The organism is Amycolatopsis pittospori (genome assembly GCF_013870525.1).
Classification (GTDB): Bacteria; Actinomycetota; Actinomycetes; order Mycobacteriales; family Pseudonocardiaceae; genus Amycolatopsis; species Amycolatopsis pittospori.
Genome location: NZ_JACBXD010000048.1, coordinates 31,470 through 53,121, shown reverse-complemented (window position 1 = coordinate 53,121; position 21,652 = coordinate 31,470). Strand labels below are relative to the sequence as shown.

The following is a 21,652-nucleotide window of genomic DNA, read 5'->3' as shown; positions in this document are numbered from 1 at the left end:
TCTACAAGTGTAGTAGTACTCTACAAGTGTAGAGGAGGTCACCATGCGCAAAGCGATCGTGGTCGGCGGAGGTATCGGCGGGCTCAGCACCGCCATCGGGCTGCACGGCATCGGCTGGGAGGTCACCGTCCTGGAACGCGCCCCGGAACTCACCGCCGTCGGCGCCGGCATCTCCCTGTGGCCGAACGCCCTGCGTTCCCTCGAAACGCTCGGCGTCCACCTCGACAAGCTCAAGGAGCAGTCGTCCGGCGGACTCCACGATCGCGACGGCCGCCGCATCACCCGCTGGGACGCCGAAGCGTTCCGCCGCAATCACGGCCGCCCGCTCGCCGCCATCCACCGCGCCGACCTCATCGGTGCCCTCCGTGACGCCCTGCCCGCCGGATCCGTCCGCACCGGCACCGAAGTCACCGGCCTCGGAGACCTGGACGCGGACGTCATCGTCGCCGCCGACGGAATCCACAGTGGACTCAGGAAACAGTTGTGGCCGGAGCACCCCGAACCGGTCTACAGCGGCAACACCGCGTTCCGCGCGGTGACCACGTACCCGGCGGATCTCAGCACGAGCTGGGACGACGGCGCCGAGATCGGCGTCATCCCGCTGCACGACGGCCGCGTCTACTGGTGGGCGAGCTACGTCGCCGAAGCGGGGATCCGGCACGAAGACCCGAAGGCGTACCTACGCGAGCGTTTCGGTGGGTGGCACGAACCGATCCCGCGGCTCATCGACGCGACCGAGCCCGAAGCGCTGCTTCACCACGATCTCTACCTGCTCGGCACTCCCCTGCCGTCGTACGTGAAGGGCCGCGTCGCGCTCCTCGGTGACGCGGCGCACGCGATGCCGCCGTTCCTCGGCCAGGGCGGCTGCCAGGCGATCGAAGACGCCGTCGTACTCGCGGCCGCGCTCAGCAACACCGAGGACGTCGACGCGGCGCTCAAAATCTACGACGAGCAACGCCGCCCTCGCAGCCAAGGCGTCGTCAGAGCCTCGATCCAAGCGGGAAAAGTGGGCCCACAGCTGAGGAATCCGGTCGCCGTGGCCATCCGCAACGGTGTGTTCCGGCTGCTCCCCGGCGCGCTCACCGCCCGCATCGGCGCCGGTGTCAGCGGTTGGACGCCTCCGGTTCCCCGCCGACCAGCCCCGCCTCGTACGCGGTGATCGCGGCCTGCACGCGGTTCCGCGCGCCGAGCCGGTTGAGAATGGTGCTCACGTAGGCCTTGACCGTGCCCTCGACCACGAACAGCTTCCCCGCTATGTCCGCATTGGACAGTCCGGAACCCAGCAGCGCCAGCACTTCCTGCTCGCGCGGCGTCAGCTTTTCGATCAGTGCCCTGGCCTCTTCGGCGCGGGAAACCCGGTTGCCGGAGAACCGGGCGATGACCCGCTGGGCGACCTTCGGCGAAAGGAACGCGGCCCCGCCCGCGACCGCGTGGATCCCGGCGAGAAGTTCGCGCGGATCACCGGACTTCAGCAGGAAACCGCTCGCGCCGAGGCCGAGCGCGCGTTCGATGTAGGCGTCTTCGCCGAACGTGGTCAGCATGATCACGCCGATGTCCGGCAGCAGACGCCGGATCTCCTCCGCCGCCTTGAGCCCGTCCATGACCGGCATCCGGATGTCGAGGAGCACGACGTCCGGCCTGGTCGCCCGCGCCTGGTCGATGGCGACGCGGCCGTCCTCGGCCTCCGCGACCACTTCGATCCCGGCGTCCGCGGCCAGGATCGCCGACACACCGGCGCGGATCATCGCCTCGTCATCGGCCAGCACCACCCGGATCATCCGGGTTCCCCCTTTGCTCGTCTTCACTGATCACGTCCTTCGCCACGAGCTTCCCGTCGGCGAAGCACAGTCTGTAGGCCTCGTAGTTCAAGTTGAACACGATGCGCTCGGTGCCGTAGTACTCGCATGTCGCCCCCGCGGGCACCGGCGGCTCGACCCCGCGCGGCCGCGAGATCCGCTGCCCCGCCGGAAGCACGGACGCGAGCTCCGCCCTCGGCTGCCCGAGCCGCATCCGGTCGTAATCGGCACCGGCGAGTTCGGAGCGATACCACTGGACGAGGAACACCGCGCCGCTGATCCCGATCACCAGGCCGAAAAGCCCGATCGGCACGACGATCGCCTGGATCAGGCTGCGCCGGACGTCGCGGCGGGCGCGTTCCAGTTCCTTGGCCGACGTCGACTGCCCCACTTCGGCGTCCATCGCGGCCTGACTCTCCGGCGATTCCTCCGACGGAGCCGCGTCGTGCGGCAAGGACGCGCCGACTTCGAACCCGCCATCGCGCGGTCCCGCACGCAGGGTCCCGCCGACCAGCCGGACCCGTTCGCGCAGTCCGATCAGCCCACGCCGTCCGGAAGACCGGCCCGGCAACGGCCCCGCCGGCGGCTCGGCATTGGTGACCACGACGGTGGTCCGCCCCTCCGAGCGCACCACTCGCACGGTGACGGCGGCGCCGGGCGCGTGCTTCACGACGTTCGTCAGCGACTCCTGGACCACGCGATATGCCGCGCGGTCGACCATCCTGGGCTCGCCGTCGAGGGGGTCATCCACAACGGACTCGATCAGCACGCCCGATGCCCTGGCCCGGTCGAGCAGCTCGTCGATGGTCTCGTGCACCGGTTCGGTCGGCGCGTCGTCCTCGCGCAGGACGCCGATGATCTCGCGTAGCCGTTCGGTCGCCGTCGCGGCGCTCTGCCGCAGTTCGCCCGCGGCCTGCCGCTGGTTTTCGTCGAGCCCGCCCGCGACCTCCAGCGCGGCCGCTCGCACGGCTATGAGACTCAATTCGTGCCCCAGCGAATCGTGCATGTCGCTGGCGATCCGCGTGCGCTCGCGCAGCCGCGCGCGATCGGCGATGAGGCGCTGCCGGCTCTCCATCTCCTCGGCACGGCGCCAGCCGTCCCGCGCCATGTCCTCGCGCTGCCGGACGTACCTGCCCAGCAGCCACGGCGTCACCGACGCGAACACCAGGAGGCCGAGCAGCGCACCCCACGACGAGAAGCCGTCGTTGCTCACCAGCAGCGCCACCGGAACGGCCACCAGCGAGATGACCGCGAAGACACGCAGCATCGGCCTCGCGATGGGCTGCCGGTAGCCGGCGAGGTAACTCACCGCGACCATGAGGAAGGCTTCCCAGATCGGCACCCGCCCGCCGAAACTGCCCAAGATCACGAAGCCGGCGGCCATCGCGATGGCCAGCGAGACCACCGGATACCGACGCGACACGGCGATCGCGACCGTGACCGCGACGAGCCCGGCGCCCAGCTCCCAGAACTCGGTGTCGACCAGAGCGTCGTTTCCGGCGTCGATGACCACGAGCCCACAGAGTCCGAGCCACAGCGCGATGTCCATGACCAGTCGCCACCCGCGCCGCACGGGCTCCTCAGCGTCCTTCACACGATCGGACGCTACAAGCCGCGGCGACCGCTCCGCCATGGACGAAAGTCAAGGTCTCCCGGGAGGGGCGCGACCGGGGGACGGATGAGGCATGATGATCGACCATGGCCGAGCGCACACTCTCCGGTCAGCTAGGCGGTCCTGTCCCGGCAGGCATCGAAGCGCTGGCCGACGACGAGAAACAGGACCTCTCCGACGCGCTGCGCGACGCGCGGCACCGCCAGGCCAAAGCACTGGCCGAAGCGGGTGAAGAGGGCCTGAAGTACGTGCCCGCGCTGCTGCGGGGCACCATCCGCAAGGTGGTGGGCCTGTGACCACGGAGAATTTCGCGTCGCAGGCGGAGATCCTGAAACTCGCGCGCGTCCTCGGTACCGATCCCGAGCGGCTCGCCTACCTCGAACGCGTGGACGCCGCCGAACTCCAGACGTTCCGCGAGCAGGTCACCGACACGCTGTTCGACGCGAACCTCGCCGTCCTCGAGCGGATGGCGATGGCGAGCAAACTGATCCCGAGCCCGATCCTCGCGAAGATAGCCGAGAAGGTCTTCGGCCCGCTTCTGTGCGCCCGGATCGCCGGCCTGGTGGAGGTCTCCCGGGGCGTCGACGTGGCGAAACGGCTCAGGCCGCCGTTCCTGTCCGACGTCGCGGCCGAACTGGACCCGCGGCGGGCGAGCGCCATCATCGCGAAGATCCCGCTGGACACCGTCGTCGCGGTCGCCGGCGAACTGGTGCGCCGCGAGGAATGGATTACCGTAGGCCGGTTCGTCGGCCACCTGCCCGACCCGACCGTGCGGCGCGCCCTCGGCGTGATCGGCGACGAGGCGCTGATCCGGATCGCGTTCGTCCTCGACGACAAGAGCCGGATCGATCACGTCCTCGGCCTGCTCTCCGAAACCCGCTTCCGCGGTCTTTTGCAGGTCGCCGCCGCGGACGAGGACCTGTGGCCGCCGGTGCTCGACCTCCTCACGCACCTGAGCGAGAAGCGCGTCGAGCAGTGGGCGCACCTGCTCGACGAACTCCCGCCCGAGCTGCGGGAACGCGTCGAAGAAACGCTCCGCGAGGCCTCCTGACCCCCACCGGGGGAGCAAGGGACCTTTGCTATCGTTTTGGCACGAAACCGCTGGTCAGCAGCTTGCCGCGCCGCCACACCCCGGCCGTCAGCGGCACCCCCGGCCGGTACGCGAGGTGAGTGGCCGAAGGCGCCTCAAGCACCTGAAGGTCGGCTCGCGCACCTGGGCGCACGAAGCCGACGTCGTCGCGTCGCAGCGCTCGTGCGCCACCCGCCGTCGCCGACCACACGGCCTCCTCGATCGTCATCCGCATCTGCAGCACGGCCGTCGTGACGCAGAACGCCATGGATGTCGTGTACGAGCTCCCCGGGTTCGCGTTGCTGGCCAGCGCGACCGTCGCGCCCGCGTCCAGCAGCCGCCTTGCCGGCGCCAGCGGCTGCCGGGTAGACAGATCGCACGCGGGCAGCAGGGTCGCGACAGTGTCCGAAGCAGCGAGAGCCTCTACGTCCGCTTCGCTCAGGTAGGTGCAGTGGTCGACGCTCGCCGCCCCCAGCTCGACGGCGAGCCGCACGCCCGGCCCCTCCCCCAGCTGGTTCCCGTGCACCCGCAGGCCGAGCCCGCGCTCCCGCGCCGCCTTCAGTACCCGCCCGGACTGCGCCTCGTCGAAAGCGCCGGTCTCGCAGAACACGTCCGCCCACCGCACCAGCGGAGCGACGGCGTCGAGCATGTCGCCGCACACCAGGTCCACGTAGGACTCGGCGTCTGCACCCGGCGGCACCAGGTGCGCGCCGAGGAACGTGACCTCGTCGGCCACTTCGGTGGCGATCCGGGCCGACCGCACCTCGTCTTGGACGTTGAGCCCGTAGCCGGTCTTCGTCTCCAGGCACGTCGTGCCCTGCTTCGCCGCTTCGTCGACGTGACGCCGTAGGTTCGCCGCGAGCTCTTCGTCGGACGCGGACCGCGTCGCGTCGACAGTGACCGCGATGCCCCCGGCGCTGTAGGCCTTCCCGGCCATCCGCGCCTCGAACTCGGCCGTGCGATCCCCGGCGAACACGAGGTGCGTGTGACTGTCCACCCACCCCGGCAGCACCGCCCGGCCATCGACGTCGATCCGCTCGTCCGCGTCGGGCGCGTTCGCCGCGGCGCCGGCCCAGGCGATCTTTTCGCCCTCGACGACGACGGCCGCGTCGTGGAGTTTGCCCAGCTCGGCGTCGTTCGTGGTGAGTTCGCCGATACCCGTGATCAGGACTGCCACAATGCCTCGATCTCCTTGGCCAAGACCGTTTCCGGCCGGTCGATCAGCTGGTGAGCGCCGTCGCGGACGATCTCCCGCCCGGCGACGACGACATCCTGGACGTCCACACCGGAGGCGGCGAACACGACCCCGGACGGCTCGATCCCCGCGGTCCGCACCGAACCCAGTCCGACCGTGACGAAGTCCGCGCCCGCCCCGGCGGCCAGCTCGCCGACCTCGTCCCAGCCGATCGCGCCGTGATCCGTCGCCGCAGCGAGCAGCTCCTCCGCGGTGAACCGGCCGCGCTGTTCGCTGGCGAGCCGCTCGTTCAGCTCCAACGCCCGAGTCTCCTCGAACGCGTCGACGACCGCGTTGCTGTCACTGCCGACACAGAGCCGCACACCGGCGTCGAGCAGCGTCCGCGCGGGCCCGATGCCGTCGCCGAGATCCCGCTCGGTCGTCGGGCAGAAGCAGGCCCGGCTGCGAGCCGCGCCCAGTCGCTCGATGTCGAGCCGCGTCAGATGGGTCGCGTGCACCGCGGTCAGCCGTTCGCCGAGCACGCCGTGGTCATGGAGTACGCCCGTCGGCGTCGAGCCATAGGCCGCCAGACACTGCTCGTTCTCAGCCCGCTGCTCGGAAAGATGGACGTGCAGCGGGCGGCCGGCGGCGACCCCATTGTCCACTTCGGACAGTTGATCGGCGGGCACGGCACGCACGGAATGGATCGCGCCCCCCACCCGGAACGTTCCTTCCTCCCGCATTTCGCCGACTCGTTGCGCCCAGCCGGTCGCCGAACCATCGGAGAATCGCCGCTGCACCTCGTCGGGTTCGACGCCGATCCCGCCCGCGAGATAGCAGGTGTCGAGCAGCGTGAGCCGGATCCCGGCGTCCTCGGCCGCCTGCCGCAGCGCCTCGCCCATCGCGTTCGGCTCGGCGTACGGCTTCCCGCCCGGCGCGTGGTGCAGGTAGTGGAACTCGCCGACACTCGTGTAGCCGGCCAGCACCATCTCGGCGTAGACACCCCGCGCCAAACGGTGATAGGAGTCCGGATCCAGCCGCGCGGCCAGCGAGTACATCCGCTCACGCCAGGTCCAGAACGTCCCGCGGTCGTGATGCGTCCGCCCCCGGAGCGCGCGGTGAAACGCGTGCGAGTGCCCGTTCGCGAACCCCGGCACGGTCAGTCCTTTGAGGACAGTACCGGCGCGGGACGCGTTCGCGGCGACGGACGCGATCTTCCCGCCGTCGACCTCGATCCGGACGGCCTCGGCGATCCCGTCCGGCAACCAGGCCCGCTCGCACCAATATGTCGTCATGTCGACAACTTCTCCAGCGCATCCGCGAGGGCGCGTGCTCCGTGGTCGACGTCCTCCGCCTCCGAGAATTCTTCCGGGGAGTGACTGATCCCGGTGGGATTGCGCACGTAGAGCATCCCGGACGGGACGAACCCGGCCAGGATCGCCGCGTCGTGCCCGGCCCCGGTCGGCAGTTCCGGGGGGCCGCCCAGCCAGGTGCCGAGGTCGCGGCGCAACGCGTCGTCGAAGACCACGTCGTCCGAGTAGGACTCCCTGGTGACCTCGACCCGGCAGCCTTCCTGGCCCGCCGCTTCCTCCGCCAGTTTCGCGATCTCCGCGACCAGTTCCGGGGTGTCCGTGCCCGGCACGCGCGCGTCCAGCCATAAGTCCACAGTGGACGCGATGACGTTGGTGCCGCCGGGAACAGGCACGAGCCTGCCGACAGTGGCCCTGGCATCGGCCGTCGCCTTCGCCAGTTTCCGCACGGCGAGGACGGTCTCAGCCGCCGGGATCATCGGGTCACGACGATCGCCGATCAGCGTCGCACCGGCGTGGTTTCCCTGCCCCTGGAACGAGAACCGCCAGCGGCCGTGCGCGATGACCGTATTACCGACGGCGATCGGCGAACCGAGGTCGATCAACCCGCGCCCCTGCTCGACGTGCAGTTCGAGGAACCTCCCGATCAAGCCCAGCCGCTCCGGGTCGCGGCCGACACCTGCGGGATCGAGCCCGGATTGCGCCGCCGCATCGGCGAACGTGACGCCGTCGGGATCGCGGAGGCCACGTGCCTTGTCCGCGTCGATGGTCCCGGTCAGCAGCCGCGAGCCGAGGCACGGCACACCGAAGCGGCCACCCTCTTCCTCGGCGAAGACCACGATCGCGAGCGGCTTCGCGGGCCGAAACCCCTTGTTCTGCAAGGTTTCCACCGCGTCGAGCGCGCTCGCGACCCCGAGCGGGCCGTCGAAGGCACCGCCGCCGGGCACCGAGTCGAGATGGCTCCCGGTGACGACGGCGTCCGGACCAGGGGTGCCCCACCAAGCCCAGATGTTGCCGTTGCGGTCGGTCTCGACGCCCAGTCCCAGCCGTCCCGCGCGCTCGATGAACCATGCACGCAGTTCGGTTTCGGCCGAATCGAAGGCATGGCGGGAGTAGCCGCCGCGCTTCGGGTCGCGGCCGACGTCGGTGATCTCCGCCAGCAGCGAGGACGCGGTCACTCGGCGTCCCGCATCGGAACGCGCACGCCGCGCTCGTCCGCGACGTCGGCGGCGCGGTCGTAGCCGGCGTCGACATGCCGGATGACGCCCATGCCCGGGTCGTTGGTGAGCACGCGTTCGAGTTTCTGCGCGGCCAGCAGAGTTCCGTCAGCCACGCTGACCTGGCCGGCGTGGATCGAGCGGCCCATGCCGACCCCGCCGCCGTGGTGGATCGACACCCAGGTCGCGCCGGAGGAGGTGTTGACCAGCGCGTTCAGCAGCGGCCAGTCGGCGATCGCGTCGGAACCGTCGGCCATGCCCTCGGTCTCGCGGTACGGCGACGCGACGCTGCCCGAGTCGAGGTGGTCGCGGCCGATGACGACCGGCGCCTTCAGCTCACCGCTGGCGACCATCTCGTTGAACCGCAGGCCCGCGAGGTGGCGTTCGCCGTAGCCGAGCCAGCAGATCCGCGACGGAAGCCCCTGGAAAGCGACGCGTTCGCCGGCCAGCTTGATCCAGCGCGCGAGGGATTCGTTCTCGGGGAACAGTTCCAGCATCGCGCGGTCGGTCGCCGCGATGTCCTCGGGGTCACCCGACAGCGCCGCCCAGCGGAACGGGCCGTTGCCCTCGCAGAACAGCGGTCGGATGTAGGCGGGCACGAAACCCGGGAAGTCGAACGCGCGCTCGCAGCCGCCGAGCTTCGCCTCGCCGCGCAGCGAGTTGCCGTAGTCGAAGACCTCGGCGCCCTTGTCGAGGAAGCCGAGCATCGCTTCGACGTGTTCGGCCATCGACTCGCGGGCGCGCTCGGTGAACTCGTCGGGCTTCTTGTCCGCGTAGTCCTGCCACTCGTCGACGCCGATTCCCTTGGGCAGATAGGAAAGCGGGTCGTGCGCGGAGGTCTGGTCGGTGACGATGTCGACCTCGACGCCGCGGCGCAGCAATTCGGGCAGCACCTCGGCGGCGTTGCCGACCACGCCGACGGACAGCGCGCGCTTCTCATTCTTCGCGGCTTCCACGCGGCGGATCGCGTCATCGAGATCGTCCGCGACCTCGTCGAGGTAGCGGGTCTCGACGCGGCGATGGGCGCGCTGCGGGTCGCATTCGATGACGAGCGCGACACCGTCGTTCATGGTCACGGCCAGCGGCTGCGCACCGCCCATGCCGCCGAGACCGGCGGTGACGGTGAGCGTGCCCTTGAGGCTGCCGCCGAACCGCTTCTTCGCGACGGCGGCGAAGGTCTCGTAGGTGCCCTGCAGGATTCCCTGCGTGCCGATGTAGATCCAGGACCCGGCGGTCATCTGGCCGTACATCGTCAGGCCCTGCGCCTCCAAGCGGCGGAATTCGGGCCAGGTCGCCCAGTCGCCGACGAGGTTGGAATTCGCGATGAGCACCCGCGGCGCCCACTCGTGCGTGCGGAACACGCCGACCGGCTTGCCGGACTGCACGAGCAGCGTCTCGTCATTGTCCAAAGTGGTCAGTTCACGCGTGATCGCGTCGAAGCTGGCCCAGTTGCGGGCGGCCTTGCCGGTGCCGCCGTAGACGACCAGGTCCTCGGGGCGCTCGGCGACCTCGGGGTCGAGGTTGTTGTGGAACATCCGCAGTGCGGCTTCGGTCTGCCAGTTCTTCGCGGTGAGCGTGGTGCCTCGGGCGGCACGGACCGTGCGGGACATGGGCTCAGACCTCCAGTTTGGCCGCGGCGAGGACGGCACCCGACGCGACGAGTTCTTCGGCGGCGGCGATCTCCGGCGCCAGATGACGGTCGGGGCCGGGGCCCTCGACCTTGGTGCGGACGAGATCCCGTACCCGGCCGGTGACCGGCGACGGGGTCAGGGGCGCGCGCATGTCGAGTGCCCGCGCGGCGGTGAGCAGTTCGATGGCGAGGACGGTGGTGAGCCCGTCGACGGCCTTGCGCAGCTTGCGCGCGGCGGACCATCCCATCGAAACGTGGTCTTCCTGCATAGCGCTGCTCGGGATCGAATCGACCGACGCCGGCACCGCGAGCCGCTTGAGTTCGCTGACCACGGCCGCCTGCGTGTACTGGGCGATCATATGGCCGGAGTCGACGCCGGGGTCGAAGGCGAGGAACGGTGGCAGGCCGTGCGAGCGGGTCTTGTCGAGCATCCGGTCGGTGCGGCGCTCGGCGATGCTGGCGACGTCCGTGAGCGGGATGGCGAGGAAGTCGAGCACATAGGCGATCGGCGCGCCGTGGAAGTTGCCGTTCGATTCGACGCGGCCGTCGGACAGGACGACCGGGTTGTCGACGGCCGAGTGGAGTTCACGCTCGGCGACGAGCTCGGCGTGCGTGAGACTGTCGCGTGCGCCTCCGTGCACCTGGGGCGAGCAGCGGAGCGAATAGGCGTCCTGGACGCGGTTGCAGTCCGGTCCGCGGTGGCTCTCGACGATCTTCGAGTCCTGAAGCGCGTTCCACATGCGCTGGGCACTCAGGGCCTGTCCGGGATGCGGGCGGAGCGCCTGCAGGTCGGCGGCGAAGGCGCGATCGGTGCCGAGAAGCGCTTCGACGCTCATCGCCGCGGTGATGTCGGCGGTGTCGAAGAGCTTCCGGAGGTCGGCCGCGGCGAGCAGGAGCATGCCGAGCATGCCGTCGGTCCCGTTAGTGAGGGCGAGGCCCTCCTTCTCCGCGAGAACGACCGGCTCGATCCCGGCGTGCTTCAGCGCTTCGCCCGCCTGGACGACTTCGCCGTTGTACTCGACTTCGCCCTCTCCCATCAGCGCGAGCGCGACGGCGGCGAGGGGCGCGAGGTCACCGGAGCAGCCGAGGGACCCGTACTCGTGGACGAGCGGGGTGATCCCGGAGTTGAGCAGGGCCGCAAGCGCTTGCGCGGTCTTCGGCCGGACGCCGGTGTACCCGCTGGTGAGGGTGCGGAGGCGCAGCAACATCAGCGCGCGCACGACCTCGGTCTCGACGACCGGGCCCGCGCCCGCCGCGTGCGAGCGGATCAGCGACCGCTGCAGGGCTGTGCGGCTCTCGAGCGGAATGTGCCTGGTGGCGAGCGCACCGAAGCCCGTCGAAACGCCGTACGTCGGCGTCTCGGCGTGAGCGAGGTTGTCGATGTGCTGACGCGTCGCGGCGAGGTTCTTCTCGGCCGCTTCGCTGACCGCGACGGGCGAGTGGTCACGGGCGACCGCGACGACCTGTTCGGGCCGAAGCGGTTCGGACCCCAGAAGTACGGTTTCCGGCATAGCCCCATTGGACAACGCCATGCCCGCTGGTGGGCGGCCCCAACCGGTGGTTGTGTCTGGTATCCAAGACGCAACGGAAGAGAGCAAGGGACCTTTGCTATCACTCTCTTTTGGAAAGTGACCCTCGTCGAGGTGTCGGGTCCGTGAAGGCCTCCTTGAGGGACCCTAGGTCCCTCAAGGAGGCCTTCACGGACCTCACAGCCCCCAGCGATAGCAAAGGTCCCTTGCTCCCCCGACGCCGGAGAACAGGAGGTCGAGATGGGTGAGAGCAGCGAGGTGCCGGCGCTGCGGCGCGGCCTGGGCATCCTTCGCGCCCTCGCCGCCAGGCCGGGTCCGGTGTCGGCGGCCGCGATCGCACGCGAGCTGGACCTGCCGCGTTCGACGACGTATCACCTGCTCGCGGAGCTGGAAGCCGCCGGGTTCGTGACACATCTGCCCACCGAGCGCCGCTACGGGCTCGGCATCGCCGCGTTCGAACTCGGCTCGGCCTACCTGCGGCACGACCCGCTGGAACGGCTCGCGGTCCCGTTGCTGCGCAAACTCGCGGACCGCGTCGGCCACACAGCGCACCTGGGCGTACTGCACGGCAACGAGTCGCTCTATCTGGTCAAGGAACGCCCCACGCGCCCGGAAACGCTGGTCACCGAGGTCGGCGTCCGGCTGCCAGGCCAGCTCACGGCGTCAGGCAGGGCGATTCTGCGGCACCTGCCGTCGCCGCATGTTCGAGCGCTCTTCCCGGCCGCGTCGGCGTTCGTCCTGCGTACCGGCCGCGGCCCGCGCACCCTCGCCGAACTGCGCCGCACGCTGAACGCGGAGGGCAGGCTCGGCTGGGCGGTCGAAGACGGCCACGTCACCGAGGGATTCGCCTCGGTGGCCTGCCCGGTCTTCGACCACGGCGGCCGGCCGATGGCCGCGATCAGCGTGACCCTCCGCCACCTCTGCCCAGGGACTGAAGGTTGCGAGGAAACTTGGCCCGACCTCGCCGAAGAGGTCCGTCTGACCGCGGCCGAACTGACCACCCGGATCGGGGGTCAGGTGCGCTGAGCGTGCTTCTTCTGCACTCCCTCGAGACCGAGCATCGCCAGGAGCTCCGCACAGTCGAGGGCGTCCGAAGCGTGCCCGGCGACGGTTCGTGCGGCTCTGCCGTTCTGCAGGGTGAGGCGGACTTCTTCCTCAGCGCGCACACCGGCCATCCGGCTCTGGTCTTCTGCGGGATCGGGACGACTGGAATGCCTAGCCCAGGTCATCTGCCACCTTCTTCCGGCCCTCCGGCGACACGGGGTCGGTTCGAAAGAGGGCCATGGTCGGACACTTAGCATGACATCCCACCCCGCAGCTGTTCCCGGCGCGGGTGAATTGAGACGAAAATGATCTAGATTTTGCTACTCTCCGTGATCCAAAAAGGTCCAAGCCGGGCATTGAACGGCGCACTCGTGTCGGGCACCGAATGCCCCTTCGCCGAGCAGCGGGAAATCCGCTGAGGCCAACGCATCGAGCTGTAATTCGGTGTTGCGCGGAGGGCAGACCGACCGGATGTGCGGGATCCCGGATCGTCTCCGGCTCGTAGGGGGTCGGAGACGCCGCCTTGACCGGCAGCTTCCGCGACGGAGCGCTCGTGGATGACGGTGCCGTTGTCACGTCGGGACAGTCCCAACCCGGCGCAGCCCCGCTCCCAGCCGAAGGAGCGGCATCTCTTGCTCGGATGGCCGGAAGTTCGTGCGCGGCGGCAAAACAACGCAAGAACTTCATCGAGGAGTGAAACCACCACAGCGACGCCGGTTGCGGCTTTAAAGTCGCCCCGTCAGCGACTTCCGCCCCAGGGAAACGGATGCGCGAATCCATAGCCGCGTGCCGTCGGGAATTCTCCTTGGGGCGCACTAATCCTGGAGCCTGGATGCGCAAGATCTTTTCCCGTGGCGCGATCGTGACCGCGGTGGTGGGCGCCGGACTGGTGCTGGCCTCACCGATGGCGATGGCCGAACCGGGGAGCGCGACCTGTTCACTGAGCGACTGCGAAATCTCCGGCGTCGACGGCTTCCCGGGGGGCACCATCGCGGTGGACGCCGACGTGCACGGCGTCGGGATCGGCCGCTGGTTCGTCTGGGGGCCGAACGGCTACTGGTGCGAGAACACCTTCCACGCCTCGGCGGGCCCCGCCTCGTGGGTCTGCCACAACGCACCCGCGGGTGTCTACGGTGCGCGAGTCGAAGGCCCGCAGGGCCCCTCGAGCATCGGTCTCCGCTGGTAATCGCGAGCTTTGTCCCGCATCCAGGCCTACGCGCGGCCTCCGGGAAGCAGTAGGGCTTCCTCGTTCGCTCACAACAACTCAGGGGTGTCGATGAACAAGATACTTTCCCGCGGCGCGGTGGTCGGCGTGATCGCCGCTTCCGCGGCGGTGCTCCTTCCGCAGGCCGCTTCGGCCGCGGCCTTCTCCACCACCTGCCAGGCCACGGTCTGCGACCTCTACGTCTCCGGCTACAAGGGTGGCGGCCTGTCCATCGACGCCGACGCGCATGGCACTGGCACAGCGCGCTGGGAACTGTGGAGTTTGGACGAGAACTGGTACCACGTGCAGGACTTCGACGCGGCCGCGGGGCCTGGCTCGTGGTTGCGCAGCTGGTCGCCCAAGGGCCGCTATCACGCGCGTGTGACCGGCCCGGCGGGTCCGACGACCATCGGCCTGCGCTGGCTCGACAACCCGACCGGGGGCTGAGCCGATGCGCGAGAAACTCCTTAGGGGAATCGTCCCGGCCGTCGTCGCGGCGAGCGCCTTGATGCTCACCCCCCAGGTCGCGCACGCGGGCGGCAAGTACACCGACTGCTCCACCGCATCCTGCGAATTCGGCCTGACCATCGAGGCCACCACCTTCCACGTCGACGCCGACGTGCACGGCAGCGGCACGGCATCATGGTCGGTGTCCGGCCAGGGCCGCACCTGTGGCACCACGTTCCGCGCCGAGGACCCGCCCCGGTCCTGGACCTGCTCCAACTACCCCACCGGCCACTACACGGTGAAGGTCTCCGGCCCGCAAGGACCGTCCAACATCGGCATCCGCTGGTAGCCCGAGGAGGACGCTGCGCCCGCCGAAAAACACCTTTGAACAGCCAAAAGGCCACCCGCTCGGCGGGTGGCCTTTCCACTTCCGGTGTCGCCCTCTTCTGCAGGGCGTCCACCGGGCCAGGGTTTCAACAGCAATTTTATGGTGGAGGTGCCGGGAATTGAACCCGGGTCCTCTGGCGCTTCATCAGGGCTTCTCCGTGCGCAGTCCGCTATGTCTCTACTTGGCCCCTTCAGTCACGCGAACAAGCTGAAGTGACGAGCCCAGCCACTGTTCGATTCCCAACCACACCCCGTAGCCGAGTGTGGCGGTAAGCCTCCTAGCTGATGCCGGTGACCGGGTCGGAGGCGACCCCGGACCGACAGAGTTGCTCTACTGCTTAGGCAGCAAGAGCGAACTCGCGCTGGCTCTTAGGCTCGGCGCTTATTGGTTTGCGATGACGCTTACGGTGGTCTCTCGCCTGCACCGGCACGCTTCTCCTGATTCAACGTCCAAAGTCGAAACCGTTCACCCCCTTGGTGGGACACAACCTGTACAGCATAACGCGGACGGCAACCGGGTTAATCCCGGCGGTGGGGCTAGCCCCACCTGCGAGATACCCGCGGGCACCATGTCGACGACCTCTCCCGGGCGGGATGCTTGTCCCATCGAACCGGAGAGGAGCACGACCATGAGTTCGCTAGCGGCCGAGCGGGAGCTGAGCAGGTCCGATCCGTCGTTCGGCGGCTCGCTGGTCTACCTGCTGATGAACCTGCCGATGGGCATCCTGGCCTTCGCGCTCCTGATGTCGTTCATCTGGCTGGGCGTCGGCACGGCGATCGTCTGGATCGGGCTGCCGATCCTCGCGCTCGTGATCCTGTCGGTCCGCGGCGCGGCCCGGATGGAGCGCGCCAGGGTGTACGCCCTGCTGGACCGCTACATCGATCTGCCGTATCTCCCGTTGCCCGCCGGCGCCCAGTCCGTGCGCTGGAAGGCACGCTTGAAGGACCGCTCGACCTGGCGCGACCTGGCCTACTTCTTCATCCTGTTCCCGGTCGGCATCATCGAGTTCGTGCTGGTCACGGTGTTCTGGTCGACCAGTCTCGGGCTCGCGGGCCTGCCGATCTACTACCGCTTCCTGCCGGGCGGCGAGTACCGCTTCCCGAACTACGACGACCCGTGGTTCACGGTCGATTCGACGGTCTCGGCGCTGCCCTGGGCGGCTCTCGGGGTGCTCTGCATCGCGCTCTCGGTAGCGTTGACGAAGGCGCTGGCCGGATCACACGCCCGGCTGGCGACGGCGCTGCTCGGGCCCACCTGGGCGCAGCGCCGGCGTCTGGAGGATTCTTGGGGCGGGGTTCCGACGATGAGCACGGTGAACGGATGACGATCGACCAGCAAGTGCGGCACGTGGAGATCCCGCGCCCGAGACCTTTGAAGTCGATCGTCTACATGATCCTCAGCTGGTTCTTCCGGATTCTCCAGTTCATTTTGATCGTCACCGGCCTCGCGGTCGGGATCGCGACGGCGGTGGTGTGGATCGGCTTCCCGATCCTCATGGCCACGACCAACTTCATCCGCTGGTCCGCCGATCGCGAACGTGGCTGGGCCCGGAAGATGCTCGGCACGCCGCTGGAACCGGTCGAGCGGCTCCCGCTCGAGGGTCTTCCGCTGGTCAAGCGCTGGCTGACCCGGCTGACCGACCCGACGACGTGGCGCGATCTGACCTACCTGATGATCGCGTTCCCGCTGGCCTGCGTGGAACTCCCGATCGCGCTGGCGTCGATCGTGCTGCTGCCGATGGCGATCTGGGTGACGCCGTGGCTCGCCTGGCTGCACGGCAACCTGGCGTTCTCCTTACTCGGCCCGAACCGCACGCGGCGGCTGGAGCAGAAGGCGGAGCACCTGCAGGCGTCCCGGGCGCGCGGTGTCGACGCGGCGGAAGCCGAACGCCGCCGTATCGAGCGCGACCTGCACGACGGCGCGCAGCAGCGTCTCGTCGCGGTGGCGATGAGTCTCGGCCGCGCGAAGTCGAAGTTCGACCAGGACCCGAACGCCGTCCGGGAACTGATCGACGAAGCGCACCTCGACGCCAAGCTCGCGGTTTCGGAACTGCGCGACCTCGCCCGGGGCATCTACCCGGCCGTCCTCGGCGACCGCGGGCTCGACGCCGCACTGTCCGCCCAGGCCGCGAAGTCGCCGATCCACGTCGACGTCACCGTGGACGTCGAGCCGCGGCCGCCCGCCGCGGTCGAGACGACGGCGTACTTCATCGTCGGCGAGACGCTGACGAACATCGCGAAGCACTCGGGCGCGACCGAGGCTGGCGTGAAGGTGTGGCGCACCGACTCGATGGTGATCGTCGAGATCACCGACAACGGGCACGGTGGCGCCGAAGTCCGGCCCGGTGGCGGTCTCGCCGGGCTCGCCGACCGCGCGGCCACGATCGACGGCGTGATCACCGTCGTCAGCCCTCCCGGCGGCCCGACGGTGATTCGAGCGGACCTGCCCTGCCAATGGTGACCCGTTCGTGAGTGAATAGGCTCTGCCATTCACTCACGAAGCTGGGGGCAGCATGCGGGTCGTCATCGCCGAAGACGCGGTTCTGTTGCGTGCGGGGGTGATCCGCCTGCTCGCCGACGAGGACATCGAGACCGTCGCGGCCGTGGACAACGGCGACGACCTCCTGCTGGCGGTCAAGGAGCACCGGCCGGATCTCGCGATCGTCGACGTGCGGATGCCCCCCACCTTCACCGACGAAGGCCTGCGCGCCGCGCTGGGTGCCCGTGAAGCCGTCCCCGGCCTGCCTGTCCTGGTGCTTTCCCAGTACGTCGAAGAGAGCTACGCCGTCGAGCTGCTGTCCGGTGGCGCAGGCGGTGTCGGCTACCTGCTCAAGGAGCGCGTCGCGGACGTCGGGGACTTCCTCGACGCGGTAAGGCGGGTCGCCGGCGGCGGTACGGCCATCGACCCGGACGTCATCGCGCAGCTGATGGCGCGCGGCCGCAAGAACCCGCTCGACGCGCTCACCGCCCGCGAGTCCGAGGTGCTGGGGCTGATGGCTCAAGGCCTCTCGAACACCGCGATCGCGAACTCGCTGGTCGTCTCCCACGGCGCCGTCGAGAAGCACATCGGCAACATCTTCTCGAAACTCGGCCTCGAAGCCAGTTCCGTGGAACACCGCCGTGTCCGCGCGGTGCTGACTTACTTAGGACGCTGAAGTAGCTCTTGGTGGCGAAGCGGTCACTCACCTAACATTGGCAGACTGTTGGTGAGCGACGAGCCGAACCGAGGAGGACCCATGACCGACCGGCCCTCCCACAGCGCGCGCTTCTTCGGCGGGCCCCTCGACGGGCGCGTCCAGGAACTCGGGGACACCGAACCGGTCGCGGGCACCGTGCTCAAGCACGTCCATCTGCACGACGGCCCGAAGATCGAGACCCGCTACGAACTCGGCCTCGCCGCCGACGACTGCTGGGAATTCCGGCTGTGCTCGGCCCCGGTTCCGGAGCCCGCGCCGCGGCCGGAACCCGAGACCGACGGTGTGGGGTAGGGAAAACCTCACCTTCGAGGGACGAAAACAGGAAGACGGATACGGCGGCGCGCACCGCTGTTTCGAAAGTCCTGAAGCACCAGGCTTCTTGGCATGCACACGAGCCAGAAGCGGGGCCGGGACCGGTTCCTCGACATCGTCCGGGCGATCGCGATCCTCGCCGTCGTCGTTCAGCACTGGGGCATGCCGGTGCTCTCCTACGCCGACGGCCGGCTCTCCACCGGCAATGCCCTCGCGACACCGGGCTGGTGGGTGATCACCTGGGCCTCGCAGGTGATGCCGCTCGTCTTCTTCGCCGGTGGCGCGGCGAATCTGATCTCGCTCAACCGCGCGACGGACTCGCGCTCCTGGCTCGCGGCCCGCCTCAAGCGGCTGATGGTGCCGGTGCTGCCGCTCGTCGGCGTCTGGCTGTTCGTCCCGGACATCCTGCGCGGCATGGGCATTCCCGAGCAGCCGCTGCAGGTCGGCGGAGCGATCGCCGCGCAGTTGCTGTGGTTCCTGGCCGTCTATGTGCTCACCGTGCTGCTCACCCCGCTGATGGCCGCGGCTCACCGCCGCTGGGGCCTCAAAGTCCCGCTCGCGATGCTCGGCGCCGCCGTCCTCGTCGACGTCGCCCGCTTCAACGACCTCGGCCTGATCGGTTTCGCGAACGCCGTCTTCGTCTGGGTCGCTGTGCACCAGCTCGGTTTCCACTACACGCAAGGCCGTCTCGGCTCGCTGAGCCGCAACGCCACCCTGGGCATGTCCGCCGCGGGCTTCGGCATCACCGCGCTGATGGTCGCCTTCGGCCCGTACCCCGCCAGCATGATCGGCATGCCGGGCGCCCCGGTGTCGAACATGAGCCCGCCGACCGTGCTGCTGGCCTTCCTCGCGATCGGCCAGATCGGCCTCCTGCTGGCCTTCAAACCGCAGCTGAACGCCTTGGCCGCTCGGCCGAACCTCGACGCCGCCCTGAAGTGGATCGGCCCGCGCTTCATGAGCGTCTACCTGTGGCACATGCCGGCACTGATCGTCGTCGCCGGTGTCACGGTCTACGGCCTGGGTTACGAGACTCCCGAACCCGGTTCGGTGCTGTGGCTGACGATGGTCCCCGCATGGCTGGGCGCCTGCGGGCTGGTGCTCCTCGGTCTCCTGCGGCTGTTCGACCGCTTCGAGACGCAGGCCTCCGGTCCGGCGCCCACCGCGCACACGCCCCAGCTCGTCCTGGCCGGGCTGCTGATCTCCGGCGGCCTGCTCGGACTGGCGGCACACGGTTTCGCCCCGCTGAGCGACGGCATCACGCGGGGACCGGTGCCGTGGGTGGCGCTGGCGATGATCGGCTACTTCCTGGCGGGCAGGCACATCTCGGTCCAGGCGCTGGGGACACGGGCGCTCGGCCGCGCCGTCGCCGTCAGCGAGGTGGCACAGCTCAAACGCTGAGCAGTTTCGCGGGGGTGTCGTGCAGCACCGCCCGCAGGAACGGCTCACCCAGGCGATCGTCGGCGGCCCAGCCGGCGATCGCCTGCAGCTGTGTGGCGTAGGAGTACGGGATGTTGGGGAAGTCGGTGCCGAGTACGACGCGATCCGGGAACTCCGCCAGCAGATCGGTCCAGTCCGGCGGGAGCGGGTTGCCGCGCTCGGTGAACTCCACCCCGACCATCGTGGTGTCGAGGTACACCCGCGGATACCTGCGGGCCAGCTCGAACGCGAAGTCGATCTCCGGCATCCCCGCGTGCGCGAGCACCAGCGTCAGATCCGGGTGCCGCACCAGGATCTCTTCGAACAGCCGTAGCCCGGTGTAGGCGCCCTTCAACGGACCGTGTCCACAGTGGACCACCACCGGGACGCCGGCGTCCGCGAGCGCGCCCCAGACACCGTCCAGCTGCTCGTCACGCGGGTCGTAGGCACCGACCTGGACGTGTGCCTTGAAACACCGCGCACCGGCGCGCAGGGCTCCGTCCACAACGGACACGGCCGACGGCTCCGGATAGAACGTGCCCGTCGGGACGGCGTCCGGAACCCGCTCGGCGAACTCCAGCGCCCACGACGTCAGCCATTCGGCCATCCCCGGCTTGTGCGGGTAGACCAGCGGCGCGAACTTGCGCACGCCGAGCGAACGCAGGGTTTCGATCCGCTGCTCTTCCGAAGTGCGGTAGTGCACCGGCCAGGCCATGCCGTAGTGCTCTTCGGCCTGGTCGAAGTAGGCCCACACCTTGTCCATGACCGGCTTCGGCAGGAAGTGCAGGTGGATGTCCACGAGCCCGTCGATGCCCAGCGACGAGATCCAGCCGGGGATGTCGGCGTCGGACGCGGGCCCGTGGATCACTCGCTGTACCGGCCCTTCAGCGCCCGGCCCATGGCCCGGCTGATGGTGCGCTGCGCGTCCCGCTTGGCGAGGTCCTGGCGCTTGTCGTAGGACTTCTTGCCCTTCGCCAGCGCGATCTCGACCTTGACCTTGCCGTCCTTGAAGTACATCGACAGCGGAACCAGGGAAAGACCGCTCTCCTTGGTCTTGCCGATGAGCCGCTCGATCTCCTTGCGGTGCAGCAGCAGTTTCCGGGTGCGCCGCGGCGTGTGGTTCGTCCAGGTGCCCTGCACGTACTCCGGGATGTGGACGTTGCGCAGCCACACCTCGCCGTCGTCCACCGTGGCGAACGCGTCGGCCAGTGATGCCCTTCCTTCACGCAGGCTCTTCACCTCGGTACCGACGAGCACGAGACCGGCTTCGTAGGTATCGAGGATGGAGTAGTCGTGCCGAGCCTTGCGGTTCGACACGATCACCTTCTGACCACGTTCTTTGGGCATGTCGCGACTCTACGTGAGTTTCTGTGCGTGAGCAGGTGGTTATCGGGCCGGCTAGTGGCGCACGTACAGACGCAGCGTCACATAGCCCGTGATCGCCGAAATGAACATCGAGACGGCGAGCAGGATCGGCGCGACCGGGAACAGCAATTCGAGCATGCCGACCGCCGGGAACACGTCACCGGTGAGCACAAGGTCGAGCAGGAACACCTTGGTGAGCACCAGGAAGACGATGCCGATGATCGCACCGACCAGGCCGGCGACCACCGCCTCCAGGAGGAACGGCAGCTGCGTGTACCAGCGGGTCGCGCCGACCAGGCGCATGATGCCGACCTCGGTACGACGGGTGAACGCCGACACCTGGATCGTGTTCGCGATCAGCAGCAACGCGGCGATCGCCATGATCAGCGCGGCACCGAAGGCCAGGTTCCGGACACCGTTGAGCGCGTTGAACACGCGGTCCAGGGCCTTCTGCTGGTCGTCGACCTTGCTGACGCCGGGTTTGCCGGTGTACTCCTGGATGATCGCCTGGCTGCGCTCGGGGTTCTTCAGCTTCACGTGCAGCGACGCGGGCAGCGCCTCCGGCCCGGTCAGCTGAAGCAGCTCCGGCTGGCTCTCGAACATCTTCTTGAACCGCTCGAAGGACTGCTCGCGGTTTTCGAACACGACCGACTCGACGCCGTCGTTGGCCTGCAGATCCTGGCGCAGCGACTGGCAGGCCGACTGCGAGCAGTTCGGGTCACCCGCGCTGATGTCGTTGACCAGATAGACCGAAACCTCGACGTCGGCGAGGAAGTTGGCCTTCATCTTGTCGATCGTTCCGACGGCCAGCAGACCGAAGCCGAGCATGGCGAGGGAGACCGCGGTGGTGAGGATCATCGCGATGGTCATCGTGACGTTCCGGCGCAAGCCGGTGACTACCTCGCTGAAGACGAAACTGGCGCGCATCGGGGTTGATGTCCCT

The 21,652-nt window shown here is 68.9% G+C and carries 23 protein-coding genes and 1 other RNA gene; 12 read left to right on the top strand and 12 right to left on the bottom strand.

Features of this window, described 5'->3' with window-relative positions:
* Positions 1-43 precede the first annotated feature (43 nt).
* Positions 44-1,159: an FAD-dependent monooxygenase gene (locus H5J31_RS24955; RefSeq protein ID WP_181775066.1), complete on the top strand. Its 1,116-nt coding sequence runs from the start codon at positions 44-46 to the stop codon at positions 1,157-1,159.
* On the opposite strand, the gene H5J31_RS24950 is transcribed toward H5J31_RS24955, so the two are convergent.
* Both H5J31_RS24950 and H5J31_RS24945 read right to left on the bottom strand, forming a co-directional pair.
* Positions 1,104-1,778, bottom strand: coding sequence for a response regulator transcription factor (locus tag H5J31_RS24950; RefSeq protein WP_181775065.1), 675 nt, complete (start codon positions 1,776-1,778; stop codon positions 1,104-1,106). The genes H5J31_RS24955 and H5J31_RS24950 overlap by 56 nt on opposite strands.
* Positions 1,753-3,369, bottom strand: coding sequence for a sensor histidine kinase (locus H5J31_RS24945; RefSeq protein WP_181775076.1), 1,617 nt, complete (start codon positions 3,367-3,369; stop codon positions 1,753-1,755). The genes H5J31_RS24950 and H5J31_RS24945 overlap by 26 nt, the downstream gene beginning before the upstream one ends.
* 125 nt (positions 3,370-3,494) lie before the next feature.
* Between H5J31_RS24945 and H5J31_RS24940 the strand changes: the two genes are divergently transcribed.
* Both H5J31_RS24940 and H5J31_RS24935 read left to right on the top strand, forming a co-directional pair.
* Positions 3,495-3,704 carry a hypothetical protein gene (locus H5J31_RS24940; RefSeq protein ID WP_181775064.1) on the top strand — a complete coding sequence of 70 codons (210 nt, stop codon included), beginning with the start codon at positions 3,495-3,497 and terminating at the stop codon, positions 3,702-3,704.
* Positions 3,701-4,459, top strand: a complete 759-nt coding sequence (locus H5J31_RS24935; RefSeq protein WP_181775063.1) for a hypothetical protein — start codon at positions 3,701-3,703, stop codon at positions 4,457-4,459. The genes H5J31_RS24940 and H5J31_RS24935 overlap by 4 nt, the downstream gene beginning before the upstream one ends.
* 28 nt (positions 4,460-4,487) lie before the next feature.
* On the opposite strand, the gene hutI is transcribed toward H5J31_RS24935, so the two are convergent.
* The 5 genes from hutI to hutH are packed head-to-tail and all read right to left on the bottom strand — an operon-like array spanning position 4,488 to position 11,319.
* On the bottom strand, positions 4,488-5,654 hold the full coding sequence (gene hutI / locus H5J31_RS24930; protein ID WP_181775062.1) for an imidazolonepropionase: 1,167 nt from the start codon (positions 5,652-5,654) through the stop codon (positions 4,488-4,490).
* Positions 5,642-6,946, bottom strand: coding sequence for a formimidoylglutamate deiminase (locus H5J31_RS24925; RefSeq protein ID WP_181775061.1), 1,305 nt, complete (start codon positions 6,944-6,946; stop codon positions 5,642-5,644). Before H5J31_RS24925 ends, hutI begins: the two co-directional genes overlap by 13 nt.
* Positions 6,943-8,139 (bottom strand): allantoate amidohydrolase, encoded by a 1,197-nt coding sequence (locus H5J31_RS24920; protein WP_181775060.1) that lies wholly within the window; start codon positions 8,137-8,139, stop codon positions 6,943-6,945. The genes H5J31_RS24925 and H5J31_RS24920 overlap by 4 nt, the downstream gene beginning before the upstream one ends.
* Positions 8,136-9,788 carry a urocanate hydratase gene (gene hutU / locus H5J31_RS24915; RefSeq protein ID WP_181775059.1) on the bottom strand — a complete coding sequence of 551 codons (1,653 nt, stop codon included), beginning with the start codon at positions 9,786-9,788 and terminating at the stop codon, positions 8,136-8,138. The genes H5J31_RS24920 and hutU overlap by 4 nt, the downstream gene beginning before the upstream one ends.
* Before the next feature lie 4 nt (positions 9,789-9,792).
* Positions 9,793-11,319 carry a histidine ammonia-lyase gene (hutH, locus tag H5J31_RS24910; protein ID WP_181775058.1) on the bottom strand — a complete coding sequence of 509 codons (1,527 nt, stop codon included), beginning with the start codon at positions 11,317-11,319 and terminating at the stop codon, positions 9,793-9,795.
* A gap of 258 nt (positions 11,320-11,577) precedes the next feature.
* On the opposite strand from hutH, the gene H5J31_RS24905 reads away from it, so the two are divergent.
* Positions 11,578-12,363, top strand: a complete 786-nt coding sequence (locus H5J31_RS24905) for an IclR family transcriptional regulator (protein WP_181775057.1) — start codon at positions 11,578-11,580, stop codon at positions 12,361-12,363.
* Here H5J31_RS24905 and H5J31_RS24900 read toward each other — a convergent pair.
* Positions 12,351-12,566 (bottom strand): hypothetical protein, encoded by a 216-nt coding sequence (locus H5J31_RS24900; RefSeq protein ID WP_143253029.1) that lies wholly within the window; start codon positions 12,564-12,566, stop codon positions 12,351-12,353. The two genes, H5J31_RS24905 and H5J31_RS24900, sit on opposite strands and share 13 nt — an antisense overlap.
* Before the next feature lie 647 nt (positions 12,567-13,213).
* On the opposite strand from H5J31_RS24900, the gene H5J31_RS24895 reads away from it, so the two are divergent.
* From H5J31_RS24895 to H5J31_RS24885, 3 genes are all read left to right on the top strand, one after another.
* Positions 13,214-13,567 (top strand): hypothetical protein, encoded by a 354-nt coding sequence (locus H5J31_RS24895; protein ID WP_181775056.1) that lies wholly within the window; start codon positions 13,214-13,216, stop codon positions 13,565-13,567.
* Positions 13,568-13,657: 90 nt separating this feature from the next.
* Complete coding sequence (locus H5J31_RS24890) at positions 13,658-14,032, top strand: hypothetical protein (RefSeq protein ID WP_181775055.1); 375 nt, start codon at positions 13,658-13,660, stop codon at positions 14,030-14,032.
* A gap of 4 nt (positions 14,033-14,036) precedes the next feature.
* Positions 14,037-14,381 carry a hypothetical protein gene (locus H5J31_RS24885; protein WP_181775054.1) on the top strand — a complete coding sequence of 115 codons (345 nt, stop codon included), beginning with the start codon at positions 14,037-14,039 and terminating at the stop codon, positions 14,379-14,381.
* 139 nt (positions 14,382-14,520) lie between these two features.
* On the opposite strand, the gene ssrA is transcribed toward H5J31_RS24885, so the two are convergent.
* Positions 14,521-14,893: a transfer-messenger RNA gene (gene ssrA / locus H5J31_RS24880) on the bottom strand.
* Positions 14,894-15,048: 155 nt separating this feature from the next.
* Between ssrA and H5J31_RS24875 the strand changes: the two genes are divergently transcribed.
* From H5J31_RS24875 to H5J31_RS24855, 5 genes are all read left to right on the top strand, one after another.
* The gene (locus H5J31_RS24875; RefSeq protein WP_181775053.1) at positions 15,049-15,744 is read left to right on the top strand and encodes a sensor domain-containing protein; all 696 of its coding nucleotides are present in this window, start codon (positions 15,049-15,051) and stop codon (positions 15,742-15,744) included.
* Positions 15,741-16,880 (top strand): sensor histidine kinase, encoded by a 1,140-nt coding sequence (locus H5J31_RS24870; RefSeq protein ID WP_181775052.1) that lies wholly within the window; start codon positions 15,741-15,743, stop codon positions 16,878-16,880. Before H5J31_RS24875 ends, H5J31_RS24870 begins: the two co-directional genes overlap by 4 nt.
* 52 nt (positions 16,881-16,932) lie before the next feature.
* A complete protein-coding gene (locus tag H5J31_RS24865) occupies positions 16,933-17,574 on the top strand; it encodes a response regulator transcription factor (protein ID WP_181775051.1) in 642 nt (213 codons plus the stop codon).
* 81 nt (positions 17,575-17,655) lie between these two features.
* The gene (locus tag H5J31_RS24860; protein ID WP_181775050.1) at positions 17,656-17,907 is read left to right on the top strand and encodes a hypothetical protein; all 252 of its coding nucleotides are present in this window, start codon (positions 17,656-17,658) and stop codon (positions 17,905-17,907) included.
* A 93-nt stretch (positions 17,908-18,000) separates the two neighbouring features.
* Entirely contained in the window at positions 18,001-19,326 is a 1,326-nt protein-coding gene (locus H5J31_RS24855) for an acyltransferase family protein (RefSeq protein WP_181775049.1), read from the top strand.
* Here the strand turns inward: H5J31_RS24855 and H5J31_RS24850 are convergent.
* Genes H5J31_RS24850 through ftsX form a run of 3 tightly spaced genes read right to left on the bottom strand, consistent with a single transcriptional unit; the run spans position 19,316 to position 21,636 of the window.
* Entirely contained in the window at positions 19,316-20,212 is an 897-nt protein-coding gene (locus H5J31_RS24850; RefSeq protein WP_181775048.1) for an amidohydrolase family protein, read from the bottom strand. The genes H5J31_RS24855 and H5J31_RS24850 overlap by 11 nt on opposite strands.
* Complete coding sequence (gene smpB / locus H5J31_RS24845) at positions 20,209-20,691, bottom strand: SsrA-binding protein SmpB (RefSeq protein ID WP_181775047.1); 483 nt, start codon at positions 20,689-20,691, stop codon at positions 20,209-20,211. Before smpB ends, H5J31_RS24850 begins: the two co-directional genes overlap by 4 nt.
* 51 nt (positions 20,692-20,742) lie before the next feature.
* Positions 20,743-21,636: a permease-like cell division protein FtsX gene (gene ftsX / locus H5J31_RS24840; RefSeq protein ID WP_181775046.1), complete on the bottom strand. Its 894-nt coding sequence runs from the start codon at positions 21,634-21,636 to the stop codon at positions 20,743-20,745.
* Positions 21,637-21,652 lie beyond the last annotated feature (16 nt).